The sequence below is a fragment of the Shigella sp. SIG6 genome (assembly GCF_053555815.1).
The window spans coordinates 1-19,833 of sequence record NZ_JBQZXC010000066.1; the positions used below are offsets into that span (position 1 = coordinate 1).

A 19,833-nucleotide genomic window follows, 5' to 3' on the forward strand; every position below is an offset into this window, starting at 1 on the left:
CGTGGGTGCGTTTTTTGCGGGTGAGAACGGTAACTCCACCACTGGCGACGCCATTTATATGCGTGGTGCCGATACCTCTAACAGTATTTATATTGATGGTATTCGCGATATCGGCAGCGTCTCGCGCGACACCTTCAATACCGAGCAGGTCGAAGTGATTAAAGGGCCGTCCGGCACCGACTACGGGCGCAGCGCACCGACAGGCTCGATCAATATGATCAGCAAGCAGCCGCGCAATGATTCCGGCATTGACGCCTCCGCCAGTATTGGCAGCGCCTGGTTCCGCCGCGGCACGCTGGACGTCAATCAGGTCATTGGTGATACTACCGCGGTGCGCCTGAATGTGATGGGCGAAAAAACCCACGATGCCGGACGCGACAAAGTCAAAAATGAGCGTTACGGCGTCGCCCCTTCTGTCGCTTTTGGCCTTGGTACAGCGAATCGTTTGTATCTTAATTATCTGCATGTCACTCAGCACAACACGCCAGACGGCGGCATTCCGACCATCGGTTTGCCGGGCTATTCTGCCCCATCTGCGGGAGCGGCGGCCCTGAATCATTCCGGAAAAGTTGATACTCATAACTTTTACGGCACGGATTCCGATTACGACGATTCGACCACCGACACCGCCACCATGCGTTTTGAGCACGACATCAACGATAACACCACCATTCGCAATACTACCCGTTGGTCGCGCGTAAAGCAGGATTACCTGATGACGGCGATTATGGGCGGGGCGTCGAATATTACTCAGCCCACCAGCGATGTGAATAGCTGGACCTAGTCACGCACAGCGAATACCAAAGATGTGAGTAATAAAATTCTCACCAACCAGACCAACCTGACCTCGACGTTCTATACCGGTTCTATCGGTCATGATGTCAGTACCGGCGTGGAATTTACCCGTGAAACGCAGACTAACTATGGCGTTAATCCGGTGACGTTACCGGCGGTAAATATTTATCATCCTGACAGCAGAATTCATCCCGGCGGCCTGACGCGCAACGGCGCAAACGCCAATGGTCAGACGGATACCTTCGCAATTTACGCCTTCGATACGCTGCAAATCACCCGTGATTTTGAGCTGAACGGCGGGATCCGTCTGGATAATTATCATACTGAATATGACAGTGCCACCGCCTGCGGCGGCAGCGGACGCGGTGCCATCACCTGCCCAGCTGGTGTGGCAAAAGGTTCTCCAGTCACCACCGTCGACACCGCCAAGTCGGGCAATCTGGTGAACTGGAAAGCCGGGGCGCTGTATCACCTGACGGAAAACGGCAATGTCTATATTAACTATGCCGTTTCCCAGCAGCCTCCGGGCGGCAACAACTTCGCCCTTGCGCAGTCTGGCAGTGGTAACAGTGCCAACCGCACCGATTTTAAACCGCAAAAAGCCAACACCAGCGAGATTGGCACCAAATGGCAGGTTCAGGATAAACGCCTGTTGCTCACCGCCGCGCTGTTCCGTACTGATATCGAAAATGAAGTTGAGCAAAATGATGACGGGACTTACTCGCAATACGGTAAGAAACGCGTCGAAGGCTATGAGATATCCGTGGCAGGGAATATCACTCCCGCGTGGCAGGTGATTGGCGGCTATACCCAGCAAAAAGCAACCATCAAAAACGGCAAAGATGTTGCCCAGGATGGTTCCTCATCGCTGCCGTATACCCCGGAGCACGCCTTCACCTTATGGAGCCAATATCAGGCAACCGATGATATCTCTGTTGGCGCGGGCGCACGCTATATCGGCAGTATACATAAAGGTTCAGACGGCGCGGTGGGAACGCCAGCATTTACAGAAGGTTACTGGGTCGCCGATGCCAAACTGGGGTATCGGGTTAATCGCAATCTCGACTTCCAGCTAAACGTTTACAACCTGTTTGATACCGATTACGTCGCCTCAATCAACAAGAGCGGCTACCGTTATCACCCGGGCGAGCCAAGAACCTTCTTGCTCACAGCCAATATGCATTTCTGATTCAGATGAGGGGCGCAGGCCCCACTTTTTGGAGAACTTGTATGATGTACCACATTCCCGGCGTGTTATCGCCACAGGACGTCGCCCATTTTCGCGAACAACTGGAACAAGCCGAATGGGTGGATGGACGCGTCACCACCGGAGCACAAGGTGCACAAGTTAAGAACAATCAGCAAGTAGACACCCGCAGCGCGTTATACGCCGCACTGCAAAATGAGGTGCTGAACGCGGTTAACCAACATGCATTGTTCTTTGCCGCTGCCTTGCCGCGTACCCTTTCCACGCCGCTGTTTAATCGCTATCAGAACAATGAAACCTATGGTTTCCATGTGGATGGCGCAGTACGCAGCCATCCACAAAACGGCTGGATGCGCACTGACCTTTCTGCCACGCTGTTTTTAAGCGATCCACAAAGCTACGACGGCGGCGAACTGGTCGTTAATGACACCTTTGGACAACATCGGGTAAAACTCCCGGCAGGTGATCTGGTGTTGTATCCCTCCAGCAGCCTGCATTGCGTGACACCCGTAACCCGCGGCGTACGAGTGGCATCATTTATGTGGATCCAGTCGATGATCCGCGATGATAAAAAGCGCGCCATGCTGTTTGAACTGGACAAAAATATTCAGTCGCTGAAAAGCCGCTATGGTGAAAATGAAGAGATCCTGTCGCTGCTCAATCTTTATCATAATCTGCTGCGGGAATGGTCGGAGATCTGACGCTTGAACTGCCCAGGTTCGTCCCTATATTAGCTACACTTAACTGTACAAGCATTGATATGGGGAGGACGATATGGCATCCGCTTGGGCTAACGATGACGCCGTCAACGAACAGATCAACAGTACAATTGAAGATGCGATTGCCCGCGCTCGGGGTGAAATTCCGCGTGGCGAAAGCCTGTATGAATGTGAAGAGTGCGGTGCCCCCATCCCGCAAGCCCGTCGGGAAGCCATTCCTGGCGTGCGCTTATGTATTCATTGTCAGCAGGAGAAAGATTTACAAAAACCAGCGTATACAGGATATAATCGCAGAGGTTCGAAAGACAGCCAGTTACGTTAACTACAACTGGCGAGATGCATAGCGAGTATAATTTGTATTTTGCGTGGCATTCCGTGCCTTTAACGCTGCTGTGACTGCCACGCGGCATAAAACAAGTCCATAAGTACAACAAATAAATGGTTTATCAGTATGTTAGATATCAATCAATTTATTTGAACAAGGCGGTCAATTCTCTTCGATTTTATCTCTCGTAAAAAAAACGTGATACTCATCACATCGACGAAACAACGTCACTTATACAAAAATCACCTGCGAGAGATTAATTATGAAAACTATCAATACTGTTGTTGCTGCTATGGCTCTTTCAACTCTGTCATTTGGCGTGTTCGCGGCGGAACCGGTAACGGCATCCCAGGCACAGAACATGAATAAAATCGGCGTGGTTTCTGCCGATGGCGCATCCACCCTCGATGCCCTGGAAGCGAAACTGGCTGAGAAAGCGGCGGCAGCCGGTGCCAGTGGATACAGCATCACTTCCGCCACCAACAACAATAAATTAAGCGGTACTGCGGTAATTTATAAGTAATTCGTAGGACGGATAAGGCGTTTATGCCGCATCCGGCAACAGATGCCTGATGCGACGCTACCGCGTCTTATCAGGCCTACAAAATCCGAACCGTTGGACGGATCAGGCGTTTACGCTACGTCCAGCACAAGTATTTCCCTGTCTGTTTGCCGACAGACGCATATGCTCTAACCCTCATTGATCCTATGTTACCCTTGTTTGCCCGTCCGCCACTGGACGGGCTTTTTTTTAGCTGGCTAACTGCTGACAGAAAGCCTGCAACATCTCTTCCGACATACCAATCTGCCGCGCCGCATCACAAATGGCCTGCCAGCTTCCCGCATCCAATGGAATCCCCTGCTCCTGCCGTTCGCGACGCGTGTTCACTTCCCACTCGCCCGGTAGCAAAATCGGCTTATCGTCATCATGCGGCGAGGCTTTCACCCACTCGGCAAAGGCTTCGGTCTGCGCGTTACAATCCGGCGCGCCGAACAGTTCCGGGTTGATGATGATAGTGGTCATGCAGTTAAGAATGGCATCGGGGCTGGTTTGCAACGTTTCCTGATGCGTCGTTTTACCGCCAGAAAGCGCCCCGCCAAGAATTTCACACATCGCTGCAAGGGCGTAGCCTTTATGTTCGGCAAAGGTCAACAGCGACCCCAACGGCGACTCCTGCATTACCGCCGGATTGGTCGTCGGCACGCCGTTAACGTCAATCAGGCAACCTGGCGGCACGGGGACGCCTTTATGCCAGGCGACGCGGGTTTTGCCAAATGCAATGGCGCTGGTGGCGTAATCAAGCAACAGCGGGAAATTATCTTTACGAGGGAAAACCACACAGAAGGGATTGGTGCCAAAGCGGCTGTCGCGACCGTGGAACGGCGCGACCATTGGAATACCGACCACGCTAACAAAGTGGATAGAGACAAACCCCGCCGCTGAACACTGCTCCGCCCAGTAACCGATACGGCCGATATGATGCGAGTTATGTAGCGCCACGGCAGCAATACCGTGCTGATGCGCTTTCTCAATCCCCAGCGCCATCGCTTCGTGTGCCGCGACCTGACCGAATGCGCGATCGCCATCGAGCGTGACTGCCGCCCCCGCCTCTTTAACGATTTTGGCATGATGGTTAATTTGCAGATGCCCCTGACTCCAGGAACGCACATAGCTTGGGATCATGCCAATACCATGAGAATCATGCCCTGCCAGGTTTGCCGCGATTAAATGATCGGCAACTAATTTCGCTTCTTGTTCCTCGCTACCCATCTGACGAAATACAGCCTGAATAAAACTGTGCAGCGTCTGAGCATCAAAGCGATGACCACTTTCCATGGTTAACTCCTGTTTATGTTATGTGTTTGTTGTTTTTTTATGCTGCACGCCGGGCGCGGGAAGGTCAATAAAGATGCAGGAATTTCATATTGCGGTGGGGTAAAAGCCGGATGACGTGGCTCATCCGGCTGAGATAAAAATTAAAATGCCTGATTAACGCGCGCCAGGCCATCGCTGATAGTTGCCGCTTCACCCGTAGCCACCAGGCAGCAAGCCATCTGGATTTTCAGCGATTCGGGAATCGCTTCGCTGCCAGCCAGGCAACGCTCAGTCCACTGCGCCGTGGTTTCCGGATCTTTTGCTTGTGGCAGTAACTCGCTACCAGCAGGGTCCTGTTTTTCATACAGCACCCGCATCCCTTCACGGTCAATGAGATTGATCTGCGGGCAGCGCTGCGGATTAGCATACACTTCGCCTTCAGTACCATGCATTAGTAACGCCCACCCGCCGATATCGCTAAAGAACTTCGCGACGCGTCCAATGTATTCCGGATGCGAAACGCTGGAAAGACACAGTGCCTCACCTTCGGCAAATGGCGTCGCCAGTTTCGCCAGTTGTTTTTCCAGCGGCGGGCAAAACGCGCCGACAGGCATAAACACCGGTTGATGTTCGTCGAGCTTCGCCTGCGCCTGCCCGCCGTGCAACGTTGGTGTAATACCCATCAGTTCGAAAATGGTTTCTGTCAGCACGCGAGTTGGATCTTCGCTAACTCCGTGAACCACCACAGGAAAACCGAGTTTATGCAGCAGAATCGCCAATAATGGCGTCAGGTTAGCCTGTTTACGCGCGCCGTTGTAACTGGGGATGACAATCGGCATCGGCTTGCCTGCAGGCGGCGTCAGCTTGATGGTGTGATTTTGCATGGCTTCGTAAAAGCCGAGCATCTCTGCTTCCCCTTCCCCTTTGATACGCAGCGCAATCAATACGCCGCCCAACTCAAGGTCAGGGACTTCACCATTGAGCATATGAGCATACAGACCGCGCGCAGTATCCCGGTCTAAATCGCGCGCGTGGTTTTTCCCGCGCCCGATCTCTTTAATGATTTTGCGATAGTCCATTTACGACTCCTTACCTGACTCACATCATTAACGCCGCCGACGGCGTGGGGATTTCGTTTTTTCTTTCTTTTTAACTATACCTTCAGGGACTTCCGGTTGCTCTATCGGAAATACCGGTAATGCATCCAGTAGTCGCTTGCCATAATTTTTTGTCAGCAAGCGTTTGTCGTAGATAACCACTTCGCCCCAGCAACCGTGGCTTCGAATCAGTCGCCCAACCTGCTGAATCAGGTTAAACGAGGCGCTCGGCAGGCTTTGCACCTCAAACGGATAGCGGTTGAGGCTTTTCAGCCATTCCCCTTCGGTGATCACCACCGGGCTGTCGATGGGCGGAAAAGCGATTTTGTGGATATGCACCTGGCTGAGCAGATCACCTTTCAAATCAAGCCCTTCGGCAAATGACTGTAAGCCCACCAGCACGCTACGCTCACCGTTGGCAACGCGTTTGCGGTGCAGTTCAACTAAGCGATAACGCGGCTGATCGCCCTGCACCAGCAACATCAGGCGTAAATCCGTCACATAGTCGAGAAAGCGCTGCATCGCCCGTCCGCTGGCAAACAGTACCAACATACCGAGATGTTTTTTGCTCTCCACCTGTTCACGGAAAAAGGCCGCCATTTCGGCAATGTGTTGCTCTTCGTTGTCGATGGAAGGCTCAAAGTGCATCCGGGGAATAACAATTTTGCCCTGTTCGCAGTGGTTAAAGGGGGAATCCAGCGCCACAAAACGGTCGCCCGCTTTCTCTTTCAGACCACTCATCTCCTGCAAACGCGAAAAACTATTCAGCGAACGCAAGGTTGCGGAGGTGACAATAATGTGCGGAATACTGCGCCACAGCAGCCTTTCCAGCTGATCGCTGACACGTATTCCCACGCAGTGAAACCAGAGGTGTAGCTGCCCTTCGCGCTCTTCCCGCGTCGCCCATTTGGTCACCGGCGCACCGGAAGATTGCGCCAGAGACGCCAGCCGCCAGAGTTTGCTTTGCACCTCAAACATCCCCAGCGCGCGGTTCATCTGTAAAATCAACCGATGCAGACGCACAATATCGTGGCTGCCGGTTTTCTCACTTAAATCGTTAAGAAATAACTCCGCCAGACCACGCAGCATCTCGGTGAGTTTTGCCAGCCGCTGGCAGATCTCCAGCAATTCATCAGGCAGTTCGCCCATCGCAAAACGGTGCTCTGCCTCCTGCCCGGCAGGCATGTAGAGATTGAGAATGTTGTTTAACGAGGCGATAAGCTCATACAACTCTTCACAATGCGCATTCAAACGTTCAGGGATCGCCAGCGGTGGGATGGTCTTCGGGCGAAACTGCTCCATGCAGGTAGCGACCAGTTTCGTGAACAAGTCCAGCTGTAGTCGATACCAGGGCGCGGTGATTTCAGTGCTCATCTCCAGCGCATCCCGGGCCACATCTGGCAGGTGATGACCTTCGTCCAGCACCAGCAGCAGATTTTTCGGGTCAGGCAGTACGGCTTCGCTTTCCATCGCCGCCATCACCAGCGCATGGTTTGCCACCACCACTTCCGCTTCCTGAATCTCCCGACGAGTAACAAAAAACGGGCATTCACGATAGTAGTAACAGTTACGGTTGAGGCAGCTGGCTTTGTCGGTACTCAAACGACGCCAGAGATCATCATCTATAGCGATATCCGTATGATCGCGCAGACCATCCCATTTATAAGTGTCGAGATCGCCCTTCAGCTTCGCACAACGTTTTTGCTCTTCCTGATTATTTGGCGTCAGTTCGTCGTCAAGAAACGCCAGCAGATCCTGTTGCGTGGGTTCAGTGCTGGCGAGCGCCGTCAGATTACGCGGACAAACGTAGCGCCCACGCCCGAAAGCGGCAGTGAATTTAAGATCGGGAATGATCTTTTTCAGCAGCGGTAAATCTTTGCTGTAAATCTGATCCTGCAACGCCACGTTGGCGGTACTCACCACCAGCGTTTTTTGCTCTTCGCGGGCAATGGCGATGCCGGGGATCAAATAGGAGAGCGTTTTCCCAACGCCGGTGGGGGCTTCAATCGCCAGATGCCGCCCTTCTTCTCCGGCCAGCGTTTTGGCGACGTCCGCAATCATCTGCCGCTGCGGCGCACGGGGAATAAAGTCGGGGATCTGTTCCTGAAGCGCCTTATACCAGGCGGCAATTTGCGCTTTAAGCGCGGCGGTTAATGCCATGAGAAAACCTGAAATACTGTATAAACAGCCAATATTGTGGCATTTTTCGGTTTTCAGGGGTAATGGTTTTTCTGTTTCTGGAAAGCGGCTCGCAATAACCACCAACATAATGCGGTTTAATGCCCGTTCGAGCACAAAGGATCCAACACGTCATGCAAGACACCATCATAAATTTCTACAGCACCAGCGATGACTACGGTGATTTTTCTAACTTTGCCGCCTGGCCCATCAAGGTTGACGGGAATACCTGACCCACCTCCGAACACTATTTTCAGGCACAAAAATTCCTTGATGAAAAATACCGCGAAGAGATCCGTCGGGTTTCTTCCCCCATGGTCGCCGCTCGCATGGGGCGTAATCGTTCCAAGCCACTTCGTAAAAACTGGGAGTCGGTTAAAGAACAGGTGATGCGTAAAGCACTTCGCGCTAAATTCGAACAGCATGCAGAACTGCGTGTGCTCTTGCTGGCAACCGCGCCCGCAAAACTGGTTGAGCATACGGAAAACGATGCTTACTGGGGAGACGGTGGTAATGGTAAGGGCAAGAATCGACTGGGCTACCTTTTAATGGAGTTGCGCGAACAATTGGCTATAGAGAAGTAACGTCTCGGTGGCTTATGGGCGGTAAAACAGATAAATTTTTTCCCGTGTTCTCAAATTGCTGACAAGTGCTTGTTGTGAAATGCCGGATGCGGCGTAAACGCCTTATCCGGCCTACAAAAGCATGCAAATTCAATATATTGCAGAGTTCACGTAGGCCTGATAAGCGTAGCGCATCAGGCAGTTTTGCGTTTGTTCATCAGCCTGATGCCGGGCATAGCCCGGCATAAAAGATTACTGCGCAGCGGCAGGTTTACGCGGACGGCGGCGACGTTGTTGTTCGCCTGCCGGTTTGGCATCGCCGAGGCGGCGAGACGGTTTTTCTGCAGGTTTCGCGCTTGCAGATTTTGCGCCACCTTCCCCACGGCGTGGTTGCTGTTGACCGCGACCACCACCTTGCCCACGACCGCCGCCGCCACGTTGCTGGCGACCGTTCTGGATCGGTTCGGCTTTGATTGACGGGTCCGGCTCATAGCCCGGAATCGCAATGCGCGGGATCTCTTTTTTCAGCAGTTTTTCGATATCACGCAGCAGTTTGTGTTCATCAACACACACCAGCGACAACGCTTCACCGGTAGCAGCCGCACGACCGGTACGCCCGATACGGTGGACATAATCTTCCGGTACGTTTGGCAGTTCATAGTTGACGACGTGCGGCAACTCTTCGATATCCAGACCGCGCGCAGCGATATCGGTCGCCACCAGTACGCGAATGTCACCCGATTTAAAATCAGCCAGCGCACGGGTACGCGCACCTTGCGATTTATTCCCGTGGATCGCCACACTACGGATGCCATCTTTATTGAGCTGCTCAGCCAGATGGTTAGCGCCGTGTTTGGTACGGGTAAACACCAGCACCTGCTGCCAGTTCCCTTTACCAATCATGTGCGACAGCAATTCGCGTTTGCGTTTCTTATCGACAAAGTGAACGTGCTGGGTCACCTGATCAGACGCGGTATTGCGGCGTGCCACTTCGATTTCCAGCGGGTTGTGCAACAGTTTTTCCGCCAGGGCTTTAATATCGTCAGAGAAGGTCGCAGAGAACAGCAGGTTCTGGCGTTTCGCTGGCAGTTTTGTTAACACGCGACGGATATCGTGGATAAAGCCCATGTCGAGCATGCGGTCAGCTTCATCGAGGACGAGGATTTCAACCTGATCCAGCTTCACTGCATTTTGATGTTCCAGGTCCAGCAAACGTCCCGGCGTTGCCACCAGCACATCAACGCCGCCGCGCAACTTCATCATTTGTGGGTTAATGCTGACACCGCCAAACACCACCAGCGAACGAATGTTCAGGTATTTGCTGTAATCACGGACGTTTTCGCCAATCTGTGCCGCCAGTTCACGGGTCGGGGTAAGAATGAGCGCACGTACCGGACGACGCCCTTTGGCGTGCGGCTGGCGAGTGATCAGGTGTTGCAACAGCGGCAGCGTAAAGCCCGCTGTTTTGCCGGTGCCGGTCTGGGCGCTAGCCATCAGGTCGCGGCCTTCCAGCACCGCAGGGATCGCCTGCTGCTGAATAGGGGTGGGTTCACGGTAACCCTGCTCGGCAACGGCGCGCAGGATATCAGGGCTTAAACCCAAAGAATCGAAAGACATAACTACTCCGAACCGCCCCGACCGTTACCGGTGTAGTTTTCAGGGAGATACTGAAAAGGAAAATGACAAAAACCACAATGTCATGAGGGAGCGGAGTGTAGCAGTTTTTGTGACGCAGCGCATAAATTATCCCTGTGACTGGCGTAGCTAAAATTCTTAGCCATACTGGACAACTCCCATATGGAGTCATAATCTTAATCAATCATTTGATTAAGAATGGACTGTGCGATGAATAATCCTGCCATGACAATCAAGGGTGAACAGGCGAAAAAACAGCTGATTGCTGCCGCACTGGCGCAGTTTGGTGAATATGGAATGAACGCCACCACCCGCGAGATAGCCGCCCAGGCCGGGCAGAATATCGCTGCCATCACCTACTACTTCGGTTCGAAAGAAGATTTGTACCTCGCCTGCGCCCAGTGGATTGCCGATTTTATTGGCGAGCAGTTCCGTCCGCATGCCGAGGAAGCCGAACGCTTGTTCGCCCAACCACAGCCTGATCGGGCTGCCATCCGTGAACTGATCCTTCGCGCCTGCAGGAACATGATTAAGCTGCTCACCCAGGATGACACCGTCAACCTCAGCAAGTTTATCTCCCGTGAGCAGCTCTCTCCCACGGCAGCCTACCACCTGGTGCACGAACAGGTGATTAGTCCGCTACACAGCCACCTGACACGCCTGATTGCCGCCTGGACCGGCTGCGACGCTAATGACACCCGCATGATCCTTCATACCCATGCGTTGATTGGTGAGATTCTGGCGTTCCGTCTTGGCAAAGAAACAATTCTGTTACGTACCGGCTGGACCGCGTTCGATGAAGAAAAGACCGAACTGATCAACCAGACGGTGACCTGTCATATCGACCTGATTTTGCAAGGATTATCGCAAAGGAGTTTGTAGTGATGAAAAAACCTGTCGTGATCGGACTGGCGGTAGTGGTACTTGCCGCCGTGGTTGCCGGAGGCTACTGGTGGTATCAAAGCCGCCAGGATAACGGCCTGACGCTGTATGGCAACGTGGATATTCGTACGGTGAATCTTAGTTTCCGTGTTGGGGGGCGCGTTGAATCGCTGGCGGTGGACGAAGGTGATGCTATCAAAGCGGGCCAGGTGCTGGGCGAACTGGATCACAAGCCGTATGAGATTGCCCTGATGCAGGCGAAAGCGGGCGTCTCGGTGGCACAGGCGCAGTATGATCTGATGCTTGCCGGGTATCGCGATGAAGAAATCGCTCAGGCCGCCGCAGCGGTGAAACAGGCGCAAGCCGCCTATGACTATGCGCAGAACTTCTATAACCGCCAGCAAGGACTGTGGAAAAGCCGCACCATTTCGGCAAATGACCTGGAAAATGCCCGCTCCTCGCGCGACCAGGCACAGGCAACGCTGAAATCAGCACAGGATAAATTGCGTCAGTACCGTTCCGGTAACCGTGAACAGGACATCGCTCAGGCGAAAGCCAGCCTCGAACAGGCGCAGGCGCAACTGGCACAGGCGGAGCTGAATTTACAGGACTCAACGTTGATAGCACCGTCTGATGGCACGCTGTTAACGCGCGCGGTAGAGCCAGGCACGGTTCTCAATGAAGGTGGCACGGTGTTTACCGTTTCACTAACGCGTCCGGTGTGGGTGCGCGCTTATGTTGATGAACGGAATCTTGACCAGGCCCAGCCGGGGCGCAAAGTGCTGCTTTATACCGATGGTCGCCCGGACAAGCCGTATCACGGGCAGATTGGTTTCGTTTCGCCGACTGCTGAATTTACCCCGAAAACCGTCGAAACACCGGATCTGCGTACCGACCTCGTCTATCGCCTGCGTATTGTGGTGACCGACGCCGATGATGCGTTACGCCAGGGAATGCCAGTGACGGTACAATTCGGTGACGAGGCAGGACATGAATGATGCCGTTATCACGCTGAACGGCCTGGAAAAACGCTTTCCGGGCATGGACAAGCCCGCCGTCGCGCCGCTCGATTGTACCATTCACGCCGGTTATGTGACGGGGTTGGTGGGGCCGGACGGTGCAGGTAAAACCACGCTGATGCGGATGTTGGCGGGATTACTGAAACCCGACAGCGGCAGTGCCACGGTGATTGGCTTTGATCCGATCAAAAACGACGGCGCGCTGCACGCCGTGCTCGGCTATATGCCGCAGAAATTTGGTCTGTATGAAGATCTCACGGTGATGGAGAACCTCAATCTGTACGCGGATTTGCGCAGCGTCACCGGCGAGGCACGTAAGCAAACTTTTGCTCGCCTGCTGGAGTTTACGTCTCTTGGGCCGTTTACCGGACGCCTGGCGGGCAAGCTCTCCGGTGGGATGAAACAAAAACTCGGCCTGGCCTGTACCCTGGTGGGCGAACCGAAAGTGTTGCTGCTCGATGAACCCGGCGTCGGCGTTGACCCTATCTCACGGCGCGAACTGTGGCAGATGGTGCATGAGCTGGCGGGCGAAGGGATGTTAATCCTCTGGAGTACCTCGTATCTCGACGAAGCCGAGCAGTGCCGTGACGTGTTACTGATGAACGAAGGCGAGTTGCTGTATCAGGGAGAACCAAAAGCCCTGACACAAACCATGGCCGGACGCAGCTTTCTGATGACCAGTCCACACGAGGGCAACCGCAAACTGTTGCAACGCGCCTTGAAACTGCCGCAGGTCAGCGACGGCATGATTCAGGGGAAATCGGTACGTCTGATCCTCAAAAAAGAGGCCACACCAGACGATATTCGCCATGCCGACGGGATGCCGGAAATCAACATCAACGAAACTACGCCGCGTTTTGAAGATGCGTTTATTGATTTGCTGGGCGGTGCCGGAACCTCAGAATCGCCGCTGGGTGCAATATTGCATACGGTAGAAGGCACACCCGGCGAGACGGTGATCGAAGCGAAAGAACTGACCAAGAAATTTGGTGATTTTGCCGCCACCGATCACGTCAACTTTGCCGTTAAACGTGGGGAGATTTTTGGTTTGCTGGGGCCAAACGGCGCGGGTAAATCGACCACCTTTAAGATGATGTGCGGTTTGCTGGTGCCGACTTCCGGCCAGGCGCTGGTGCTGGGGATGGATCTGAAAGAGAGTTCCGGTAAAGCGCGCCAGCATCTCGGCTATATGGCGCAAAAATTTTCGCTCTACGGCAACCTGACGGTCGAACAGAATTTACGCTTTTTCTCTGGTGTGTATGGCTTACGCGGTCGGGCGCAGAACGAAAAAATCTCCCGTATGAGCGAGGCATTTGGCCTGAAAAGTATTGCCTCACACGCCACCGATGAACTGCCATTAGGTTTTAAACAGCGGCTGGCGCTGGCCTGTTCGCTGATGCATGAACCGGATATTCTCTTTCTCGACGAACCGACTTCCGGCGTTGACCCCCTCACCCGCCGTGAATTTTGGCTGCACATCAACAGCATGGTAGAGAAAGGCGTCACGGTGATGGTCACCACCCACTTTATGGATGAAGCGGAATATTGCGACCGCATCGGCCTGGTGTACCGTGGGAAATTAATCGCCAGCGGTACGCCGGACGATTTGAAAGCACAGTCAGCTAACGATGAGCAACCCGATCCCACCATGGAGCAAGCCTTTATTCAGTTGATCCACGACTGGGATAAGGAGCATAGCAATGAGTAACCCGATCCTTTCCTGGCGTCGCGTGCGGGCGCTGTGCGTCAAAGAGACGCGGCAGATCGTTCGCGATCCGAGTAGCTGGCTGATTGCGGTAGTGATCCCACTGCTACTGCTGTTTATTTTTGGTTACGGCATTAACCTCGACTCCAGCAAGCTGCGGGTCGGGATTTTGCTGGAACAGCGTAGCGAAGCGGCGCTGGATTTCACCCACACCATGACCGGTTCGCCCTACATCGACGCCACCATCAGCGATAACCGTCAGGAACTGATCGCCAAAATGCAGTCGGGGAAAATTCGCGGTCTGGTGGTTATTCCCGTGGATTTCGCCGAACAGATGGAGCGCGCCAACGCCACCGCACCGATTCAGGTGATCACCGACGGCAGTGAGCCGAATACCGCTAACTTTGTGCAGGGGTATGTCGAAGGGATCTGGCAGATCTGGCAAATGCAGCGAGCGGAGGACAACGGGCAGACTTTTGAACCGCTTATTGATGTACAAACCCGCTACTGGTTTAACCCGGCGGCGATAAGCCAGCACTTTATTATCCCGGGTGCGGTGACCATTATCATGACGGTCATCGGCGCGATTCTCACCTCGCTGGTGGTGGCGCGAGAATGGGAACGCGGCACCATGGAGGCTCTGCTCTCTACGGAGATTACCCGCACGGAACTGCTGCTGTGTAAGCTGATCCCTTATTACTTTCTCGGGATGCTGGCGATGTTGCTGTGTATGCTGGTGTCAGTGTTTATTCTCGGCGTGCCGTATCGCGGTTCGCTGCTGATTCTGTTTTTTATCTCCAGCCTGTTTTTACTCAGTACCCTGGGAATGGGGCTGCTGATTTCCACGATTACCCGCAACCAGTTCAATGCCGCTCAGGTCGCCCTGAACGCCGCTTTTCTGCCGTCGATTATGCTTTCCGGCTTTATTTTTCAGATCGACAGTATGCCCGCGGTGATCCGCGCGGTGACGTACATTATTCCCGCTCGTTATTTCGTCAGCACCCTGCAAAGCCTGTTCCTCGCCGGGAATATTCCAGTGGTGCTGGTGGTAAACGTGCTGTTTTTGATCGCTTCGGCGGTGATGTTTATCGGCCTGACGTGGCTGAAAACCAAACGTCGGCTGGATTAGGGAGAAGAGCATGTTTCATCGCTTATGGACGTTAATCCGCAAAGAGTTGCAGTCGTTGCTGCGCGAACCACAAACCCGCGCGATTCTGATTTTACCCGTGCTAATTCAGGTGATCCTGTTCCCGTTCGCCGCCACGCTGGAAGTGACTAACGCCACCATCGCCATCTACGATGAAGATAACGGCGAGCATTCGGTGGAACTTACTCAACGTTTTGCCCGCGCCAGCGCCTTTACACATGTGCTGCTGCTGAAAAGCCCACAGGAGATCCGCCCGACCATCGACACACAAAAGGCGTTACTACTGGTGCGTTTCCCGGCTGACTTCTCGCGCAAACTGGATACCTTCCAGACCGCGCCGTTGCAGTTGATCCTCGACGGGCGTAACTCCAACAGTGCGCAAATTGCCGCCAACTACCTGCAACAGATCGTCAAAAATTATCAGCAGGAGCTGCTGGAAGGAAAACCGAAACCCAACAACAGCGAGCTGGTGGTACGCAACTGGTATAACCCGAATCTCGACTACAAATGGTTTGTGGTGCCGTCGCTGATCGCCATGATCACCACTATCGGCGTAATGATCGTCACTTCACTTTCCGTCGCCCGCGAACGTGAACAAGGTACGCTCGATCAGCTACTGGTTTCGCCGCTCACCACCTGGCAGATCTTCATCGGCAAAGCCGTACCGGCGTTAATTGTCGCCACCTTCCAGGCCACCATTGTGCTGGCGATTGGTATCTGGGCGTATCAAATCCCCTTCGCCGGATCGCTAGCGCTGTTCTACTTTACGATGGTGATTTACGGTTTATCGCTGGTGGGATTCGGTCTGTTGATTTCATCACTCTGCTCGACACAACAGCAGGCGTTTATCGGCGTGTTTGTTTTTATGATGCCCGCCATTCTCCTTTCCGGTTACGTTTCGCCGGTGGAAAACATGCCAGTGTGGCTGCAAAATCTGACGTGGATTAACCCTATTCGCCACTTTACGGACATTACCAAGCAGATTTATTTGAAGGATGCGAGTCTGGATATTGTGTGGAATAGTTTGTGGCCGCTACTGGTGATAACGGCCACGACAGGGTCAGCGGCGTACGCGATGTTTAGACGTAAGGTGATGTAACTTCTTATCTTTCGCCAGCAAAGACACTACCGCCGGGCCAGCAAGGATCGCCAGCCCTGCAATTGCCAGCAAAAAGTTGTTTTCCAGTACGCGGGACAACAGCCACAGCACAATCAGCGCTGCGCCAAAATACCAAGTCGTGGTCAGCTCTTCCAGCACGTCTGCCACCTCACGCCAGCGTTGCTCGGGGTGGCGCTGAAACACCAGCATCATCACTACCGTGACACAATACAGTGCGCATAATCCCACGCCGACGTGAACCAGAGTCTTACTCATCCAGCCCACCACCAGCAGCGCCACTACCAGTAAATGCAACATAATCTGCCAGCAACTTAGACCCGTTGCGACACGAACACGTTGTTGCCACTTCATGGCTTCTCTCCTGAAGAATTTATCTCTACTTACTCAGAGTACCGAACTTTACGGAAAATTCCGTAAGACCGCACCTTTTTGTGACGCCGACTACACTATTTCAATGAGATAAGAGGCAAAGACAGGAAAATTATGCCCGATCAAACACAACAATTTTCGTTCAAGGTGCTCACCATCAACATTCACAAAGGCTTTACCGCGTTTAACCGACGCTTCATTTTGCCGGAACTTCGCGATGCCGAGCGTACCGTCAGCGCCGATATTGTTTGCCTGCAGGAAGTGATGGGCGCGCACGAAGTTCATCCGCTGCATGTGGAAAACTGGCCCGATACCTCGCACTACGAGTTTCTCGCCGACACTATGTGGAGCGATTTTGCCTACGGTCGCAATGCCGTATACCCGGAAGGGCATCACGGCAACGCCGTACTGTCGCGTTATCCCATTGAACATTATGAGAATCGCGATGTTTCGGTCGATGGTGCGGAAAAGCGCGGCGTGCTCTACTGCCGCATTGTGCTGCCGATGACCGGAAAAGCGATTCATGTGATGTGCGTACATCTGGGCCTGCGTGAGGCGCACCGTCAGGCGCAGCTTGCGATGCTCGCCGAATGGGTGAATGAGCTACCGGACGGCGAACCGGTATTGGTGGCGGGTGATTTCAATGACTGGCGGCAAAAAGCTAATCATCCGTTAAAAGTGCAGGCCGGACTGGATGAGATTTTTACCCGCGCCCACGGACGCCCGGCGCGCACGTTTCCGGTGCAATTTCCTCTACTACGACTGGACAGGATCTACGTCAAAAATGCCAGCGCCAGCGCGCCAACCGCGTTGCCGCTGCGGACATGGCGACACCTTTCTGATCATGCCCCTTTAAGTGCGGAGATTCATTTATGAAATGTAGCTGGCGCGAAGGCAATAAGATCCAGTTGCTGGAAAACGGCGAGCAATATTATCCCGCGGTGTTTAAGGCGATTGGCGAGGCACAAGAACGCATCATTCTTGAAACGTTTATCTGGTTTGAGGATAACGTCGGCAAACAGCTGCATGCGGCACTACTGGCAGCAGCGCAACGCGGGGTTAAAGCGGAAGTCTTGCTGGATGGCTACGGTTCACCGGATCTCAGCGATGAGTTTGTCAATGAACTGACGGCAGCTGGCGTAGTGTTCCGCTACTACGATCCCCGCCTCGCCTTTTTGGTATGCGCACCAATGTGTTTCGCCGGATGCATCGCAAAATTGTGGTGATCGACGCGCGTATCGCCTTTATTGGCGGGCTGAATTACTCCGCCGAGCATATGTCCAGCTACGGTCCAGAGGCTAAACAGGATTACGCGGTACGCCTTGAAGGGCCGATTGTCGAAGATATTCTCCAGTTTGAGCTGGAAAACCTGCCTGGACAGAGCGCGGCACGACGCTGGTGGCGACGTCATCACAAAGCGGAAGAGAACCGCCAGCCGGGAGAAGCGCAGGTATTGCTGGTCTGGCGCGATAACGAAGAACATCGCGATGATATTGAACGCCATTATCTGAAAATGCTCACTCAGGCGCGGCGGGAAGTGATTATCGCCAACGCCTACTTCTTCCCCGGCTATCGATTTTTACACGCCTTGCGTAAAGCGGCACGGCGCGGGGTGCGGATCAAACTGATCATTCAGGGCGAACCGGATATGCCGATTGTCAGAGTCGGTGCGCGCTTGCTGTATAACTATCTGGTTAAAGGCGGCGTTCAGGTTTTTGAGTACCGCCGCCGCCCGCTCCACGGCAAAGTGGCATTGATGGACGATCACTGGGCGACAGTAGGGTCCAGTAATCTCGATCCGCTCAGTTTGTCACTGAATCTCGAAGCAAATGTCATCATCCACGATCGTCATTTTAACCAGACGCTGCGCGATAATCTGAACGGCATTATTGCCGCAGATTGTCAGCAGGTGGATGAAACCATGCTGCCCAAACGCACCTGGTGGAACCTGACCAAAAGCGTGCTGGCGTTCCACTTTTTACGCCACTTCCCGGCGCTGGTTGGCTGGCCTCCGGCACACACACCACGTCTGACGCAGGTTGATCCCCCCGCACAACCGACAATGGAAACGCAGGATCGGGTAGAAACTGAAAACACGGGGGTAAAACCCTGATGAGTAAATCACACCCGCGCTGGCGCTTAGCAAAGAAGATCCTCACCTGGCTGTTTTTTATCGCGGTGATTGTGTTGCTGGTGGTCTACGCCAAAAAAGTGGACTGGGAAGAGGTCTGGAAGGTCATCCGCGACTACAATCGCGTTGCGCTGCTTAGTGCGGTCGGGCTGGTGGTCGTCAGCTATCTGATTTACGGCTGCTATGACCTGCTCGCCCGCTTTTACTGCGGTCACAAACTGGCGAAGCGCCAGGTGATGCTGGTGTCGTTTATCTGCTACGCCTTCAACCTGACGCTCAGTACCTGGGTCGGCGGCATTGGTATGCGCTATCGTTTGTACTCCCGACTAGGGTTACCGGGCAGCACTATTACGCGGATTTCCTCGCTCAGTATTACCACCAACTGGCTGGGCTATATTTTACTGGCAGGGATTATCTTTACCGCAGGCGTGGTGGAGTTGCCGGATCACTGGTATGTCGATCAAACTACGCTGCGTATTCTCGGCATTGGCTTACTGATGATTATCGCGGTTTATTTGTGGTTTTGCGCTTTCGCGAAGCACCGCCATATGACCATCAAAGGGCAAAAGCTGGTGCTGCCTTCATGGAAATTCGCCCTCGCTCAGATGCTGATTTCCAGCGTTAACTGGATGGTAATGGGGGCGATTATCTGGCTGTTACTTGGTCAAAGCGTGAACTATTTCTTTGTACTGGGCGTGTTACTGGTTAGTAGTATTGCTGGCGTCATCGTGCATATTCCGGCGGGGATCGGTGTGCTGGAAGCGGTGTTTATCGCACTACTGGCTGGGGAGCATACCTCGAAAGGGAGCATTATCGCCGCCCTGCTCGCTTATCGCGTCCTGTATTACTTTATCCCGCTGCTGCTGGCGCTGATCTGTTACCTGCTACTGGAAAGCCAAGCGAAGAAGCTACGGGCGAAAAATGAAGCGGCGATGTGAAGTTTAGTTAAGTTCTTTAGTATCTGCATTTACGACTAATGAAAAAAACGCGTATGCCTTTGCCAGACAAGCGTTATAGCTATCGCGGCAAGTATCCCAAAGAAGCCGATAAAATAGTAATAGAGTGTTAATGCACCTGTAAAAGCGCAACGAACCGGACTCCACAACTCTTCACTATGGCATTTTC

At 53.5% G+C, this 19,833-nt stretch carries 16 protein-coding genes and 4 pseudogenes; 13 read left to right on the forward strand and 7 right to left on the reverse strand.

Translation table 11 applies throughout. The annotated features are described in order from the left end of the window. The 4 genes and pseudogenes from ACUU1M_RS12200 to ybiJ all read left to right on the forward strand — a co-directional run. Window positions 1-1,984, forward strand: a pseudogene (locus ACUU1M_RS12200) (catecholate siderophore receptor Fiu); the annotation flags it as partial. A 41-nt stretch (window positions 1,985-2,025) separates the two neighbouring features. Continuing rightward, a complete protein-coding gene (gene ybiX, locus ACUU1M_RS12205) occupies window positions 2,026-2,703 on the forward strand; it encodes a PKHD-type hydroxylase YbiX (protein ID WP_000990151.1) in 678 nt (225 codons plus the stop codon). A 73-nt stretch (window positions 2,704-2,776) separates the two neighbouring features. Next, window positions 2,777-3,043, forward strand: coding sequence for a C4-type zinc finger protein YbiI (gene ybiI / locus ACUU1M_RS12210; RefSeq protein WP_000135440.1), 267 nt, complete (start codon window positions 2,777-2,779; stop codon window positions 3,041-3,043). 265 nt (window positions 3,044-3,308) lie between these two features. After that, window positions 3,309-3,569 (forward strand): DUF1471 family protein YbiJ, encoded by a 261-nt coding sequence (ybiJ, locus tag ACUU1M_RS12215; protein WP_000849301.1) that lies wholly within the window; start codon window positions 3,309-3,311, stop codon window positions 3,567-3,569. A 102-nt stretch (window positions 3,570-3,671) separates the two neighbouring features. Here ybiJ and ybiE read toward each other — a convergent pair whose 3' ends face one another. From ybiE to dinG, 4 genes are all read right to left on the reverse strand, one after another. Continuing rightward, entirely contained in the window at window positions 3,672-3,731 is a 60-nt protein-coding gene (gene ybiE / locus ACUU1M_RS12220) for a protein YbiE (RefSeq protein ID WP_211180490.1), read from the reverse strand. A gap of 66 nt (window positions 3,732-3,797) precedes the next feature. Next, entirely contained in the window at window positions 3,798-4,883 is a 1,086-nt protein-coding gene (gene hcxB, locus ACUU1M_RS12225; RefSeq protein WP_000443519.1) for a hydroxycarboxylate dehydrogenase HcXB, read from the reverse strand. 140 nt (window positions 4,884-5,023) lie between these two features. Next, on the reverse strand, window positions 5,024-5,941 hold the full coding sequence (gene ybiB / locus ACUU1M_RS12230) for a DNA-binding protein YbiB (RefSeq protein WP_000386527.1): 918 nt from the start codon (window positions 5,939-5,941) through the stop codon (window positions 5,024-5,026). Window positions 5,942-5,968: 27 nt separating this feature from the next. Further along, window positions 5,969-8,119, reverse strand: a complete 2,151-nt coding sequence (gene dinG / locus ACUU1M_RS12235) for an ATP-dependent DNA helicase DinG (protein ID WP_152028961.1) — start codon at window positions 8,117-8,119, stop codon at window positions 5,969-5,971. A gap of 119 nt (window positions 8,120-8,238) precedes the next feature. On the opposite strand from dinG, the pseudogene ybiA reads away from it, so the two are divergent. Beyond that, window positions 8,239-8,721 (forward strand): annotated as a pseudogene (ybiA, locus tag ACUU1M_RS12240) (N-glycosidase YbiA). Window positions 8,722-8,952: 231 nt separating this feature from the next. Here ybiA and rhlE read toward each other — a convergent pair. Continuing rightward, window positions 8,953-10,317 carry an ATP-dependent RNA helicase RhlE gene (gene rhlE, locus ACUU1M_RS12245; protein WP_000007128.1) on the reverse strand — a complete coding sequence of 455 codons (1,365 nt, stop codon included), beginning with the start codon at window positions 10,315-10,317 and terminating at the stop codon, window positions 8,953-8,955. Between the two features lie 228 nt (window positions 10,318-10,545). Here rhlE and cecR point away from each other — a divergent pair, with 228 nt between their 5' ends. The 5 genes from cecR to ACUU1M_RS12270 are packed head-to-tail and all read left to right on the forward strand — an operon-like array spanning window position 10,546 to window position 16,187. After that, on the forward strand, window positions 10,546-11,217 hold the full coding sequence (gene cecR / locus ACUU1M_RS12250; RefSeq protein ID WP_001296991.1) for a DNA-binding transcriptional regulator CecR: 672 nt from the start codon (window positions 10,546-10,548) through the stop codon (window positions 11,215-11,217). Between the two features lie 2 nt (window positions 11,218-11,219). Beyond that, a complete protein-coding gene (gene hlyD / locus ACUU1M_RS12255; RefSeq protein WP_000743444.1) occupies window positions 11,220-12,215 on the forward strand; it encodes a secretion protein HlyD in 996 nt (331 codons plus the stop codon). Further along, on the forward strand, window positions 12,208-13,944 hold the full coding sequence (locus ACUU1M_RS12260; protein ID WP_000996107.1) for an ATP-binding cassette domain-containing protein: 1,737 nt from the start codon (window positions 12,208-12,210) through the stop codon (window positions 13,942-13,944). The genes hlyD and ACUU1M_RS12260 overlap by 8 nt, the downstream gene beginning before the upstream one ends. Beyond that, entirely contained in the window at window positions 13,937-15,070 is a 1,134-nt protein-coding gene (locus ACUU1M_RS12265) for an ABC transporter permease (protein WP_000070141.1), read from the forward strand. The genes ACUU1M_RS12260 and ACUU1M_RS12265 overlap by 8 nt, the downstream gene beginning before the upstream one ends. 10 nt (window positions 15,071-15,080) lie before the next feature. Continuing rightward, the gene (locus tag ACUU1M_RS12270; RefSeq protein WP_000469031.1) at window positions 15,081-16,187 is read left to right on the forward strand and encodes an ABC transporter permease; all 1,107 of its coding nucleotides are present in this window, start codon (window positions 15,081-15,083) and stop codon (window positions 16,185-16,187) included. Here ACUU1M_RS12270 and ACUU1M_RS12275 read toward each other — a convergent pair. Next, window positions 16,149-16,559 (reverse strand): YbhQ family protein, encoded by a 411-nt coding sequence (locus ACUU1M_RS12275; protein WP_000871982.1) that lies wholly within the window; start codon window positions 16,557-16,559, stop codon window positions 16,149-16,151. The genes ACUU1M_RS12270 and ACUU1M_RS12275 overlap by 39 nt on opposite strands. Before the next feature lie 132 nt (window positions 16,560-16,691). Here ACUU1M_RS12275 and ACUU1M_RS12280 point away from each other — a divergent pair, with 132 nt between their 5' ends. The 3 genes and pseudogenes from ACUU1M_RS12280 to ACUU1M_RS12290 all read left to right on the forward strand — a co-directional run bounded on the left by ACUU1M_RS12280 (window position 16,692) and on the right by ACUU1M_RS12290 (window position 19,646). After that, window positions 16,692-17,453, forward strand: a complete 762-nt coding sequence (locus ACUU1M_RS12280; protein WP_152028960.1) for an endonuclease/exonuclease/phosphatase family protein — start codon at window positions 16,692-16,694, stop codon at window positions 17,451-17,453. Then, window positions 17,450-18,690 (forward strand): annotated as a pseudogene (gene clsB / locus ACUU1M_RS12285) (cardiolipin synthase ClsB). Before ACUU1M_RS12280 ends, clsB begins: the two are co-directional and overlap by 4 nt. Then, complete coding sequence (locus ACUU1M_RS12290) at window positions 18,690-19,646, forward strand: lysylphosphatidylglycerol synthase domain-containing protein (protein ID WP_000045465.1); 957 nt, start codon at window positions 18,690-18,692, stop codon at window positions 19,644-19,646. Before clsB ends, ACUU1M_RS12290 begins: the two are co-directional and overlap by 1 nt. 35 nt (window positions 19,647-19,681) lie before the next feature. On the opposite strand, the pseudogene ACUU1M_RS12295 reads toward ACUU1M_RS12290, so the two are convergent. Then, window positions 19,682-19,833: pseudogene (locus ACUU1M_RS12295) on the reverse strand (Bax inhibitor-1/YccA family protein); the annotation flags it as partial.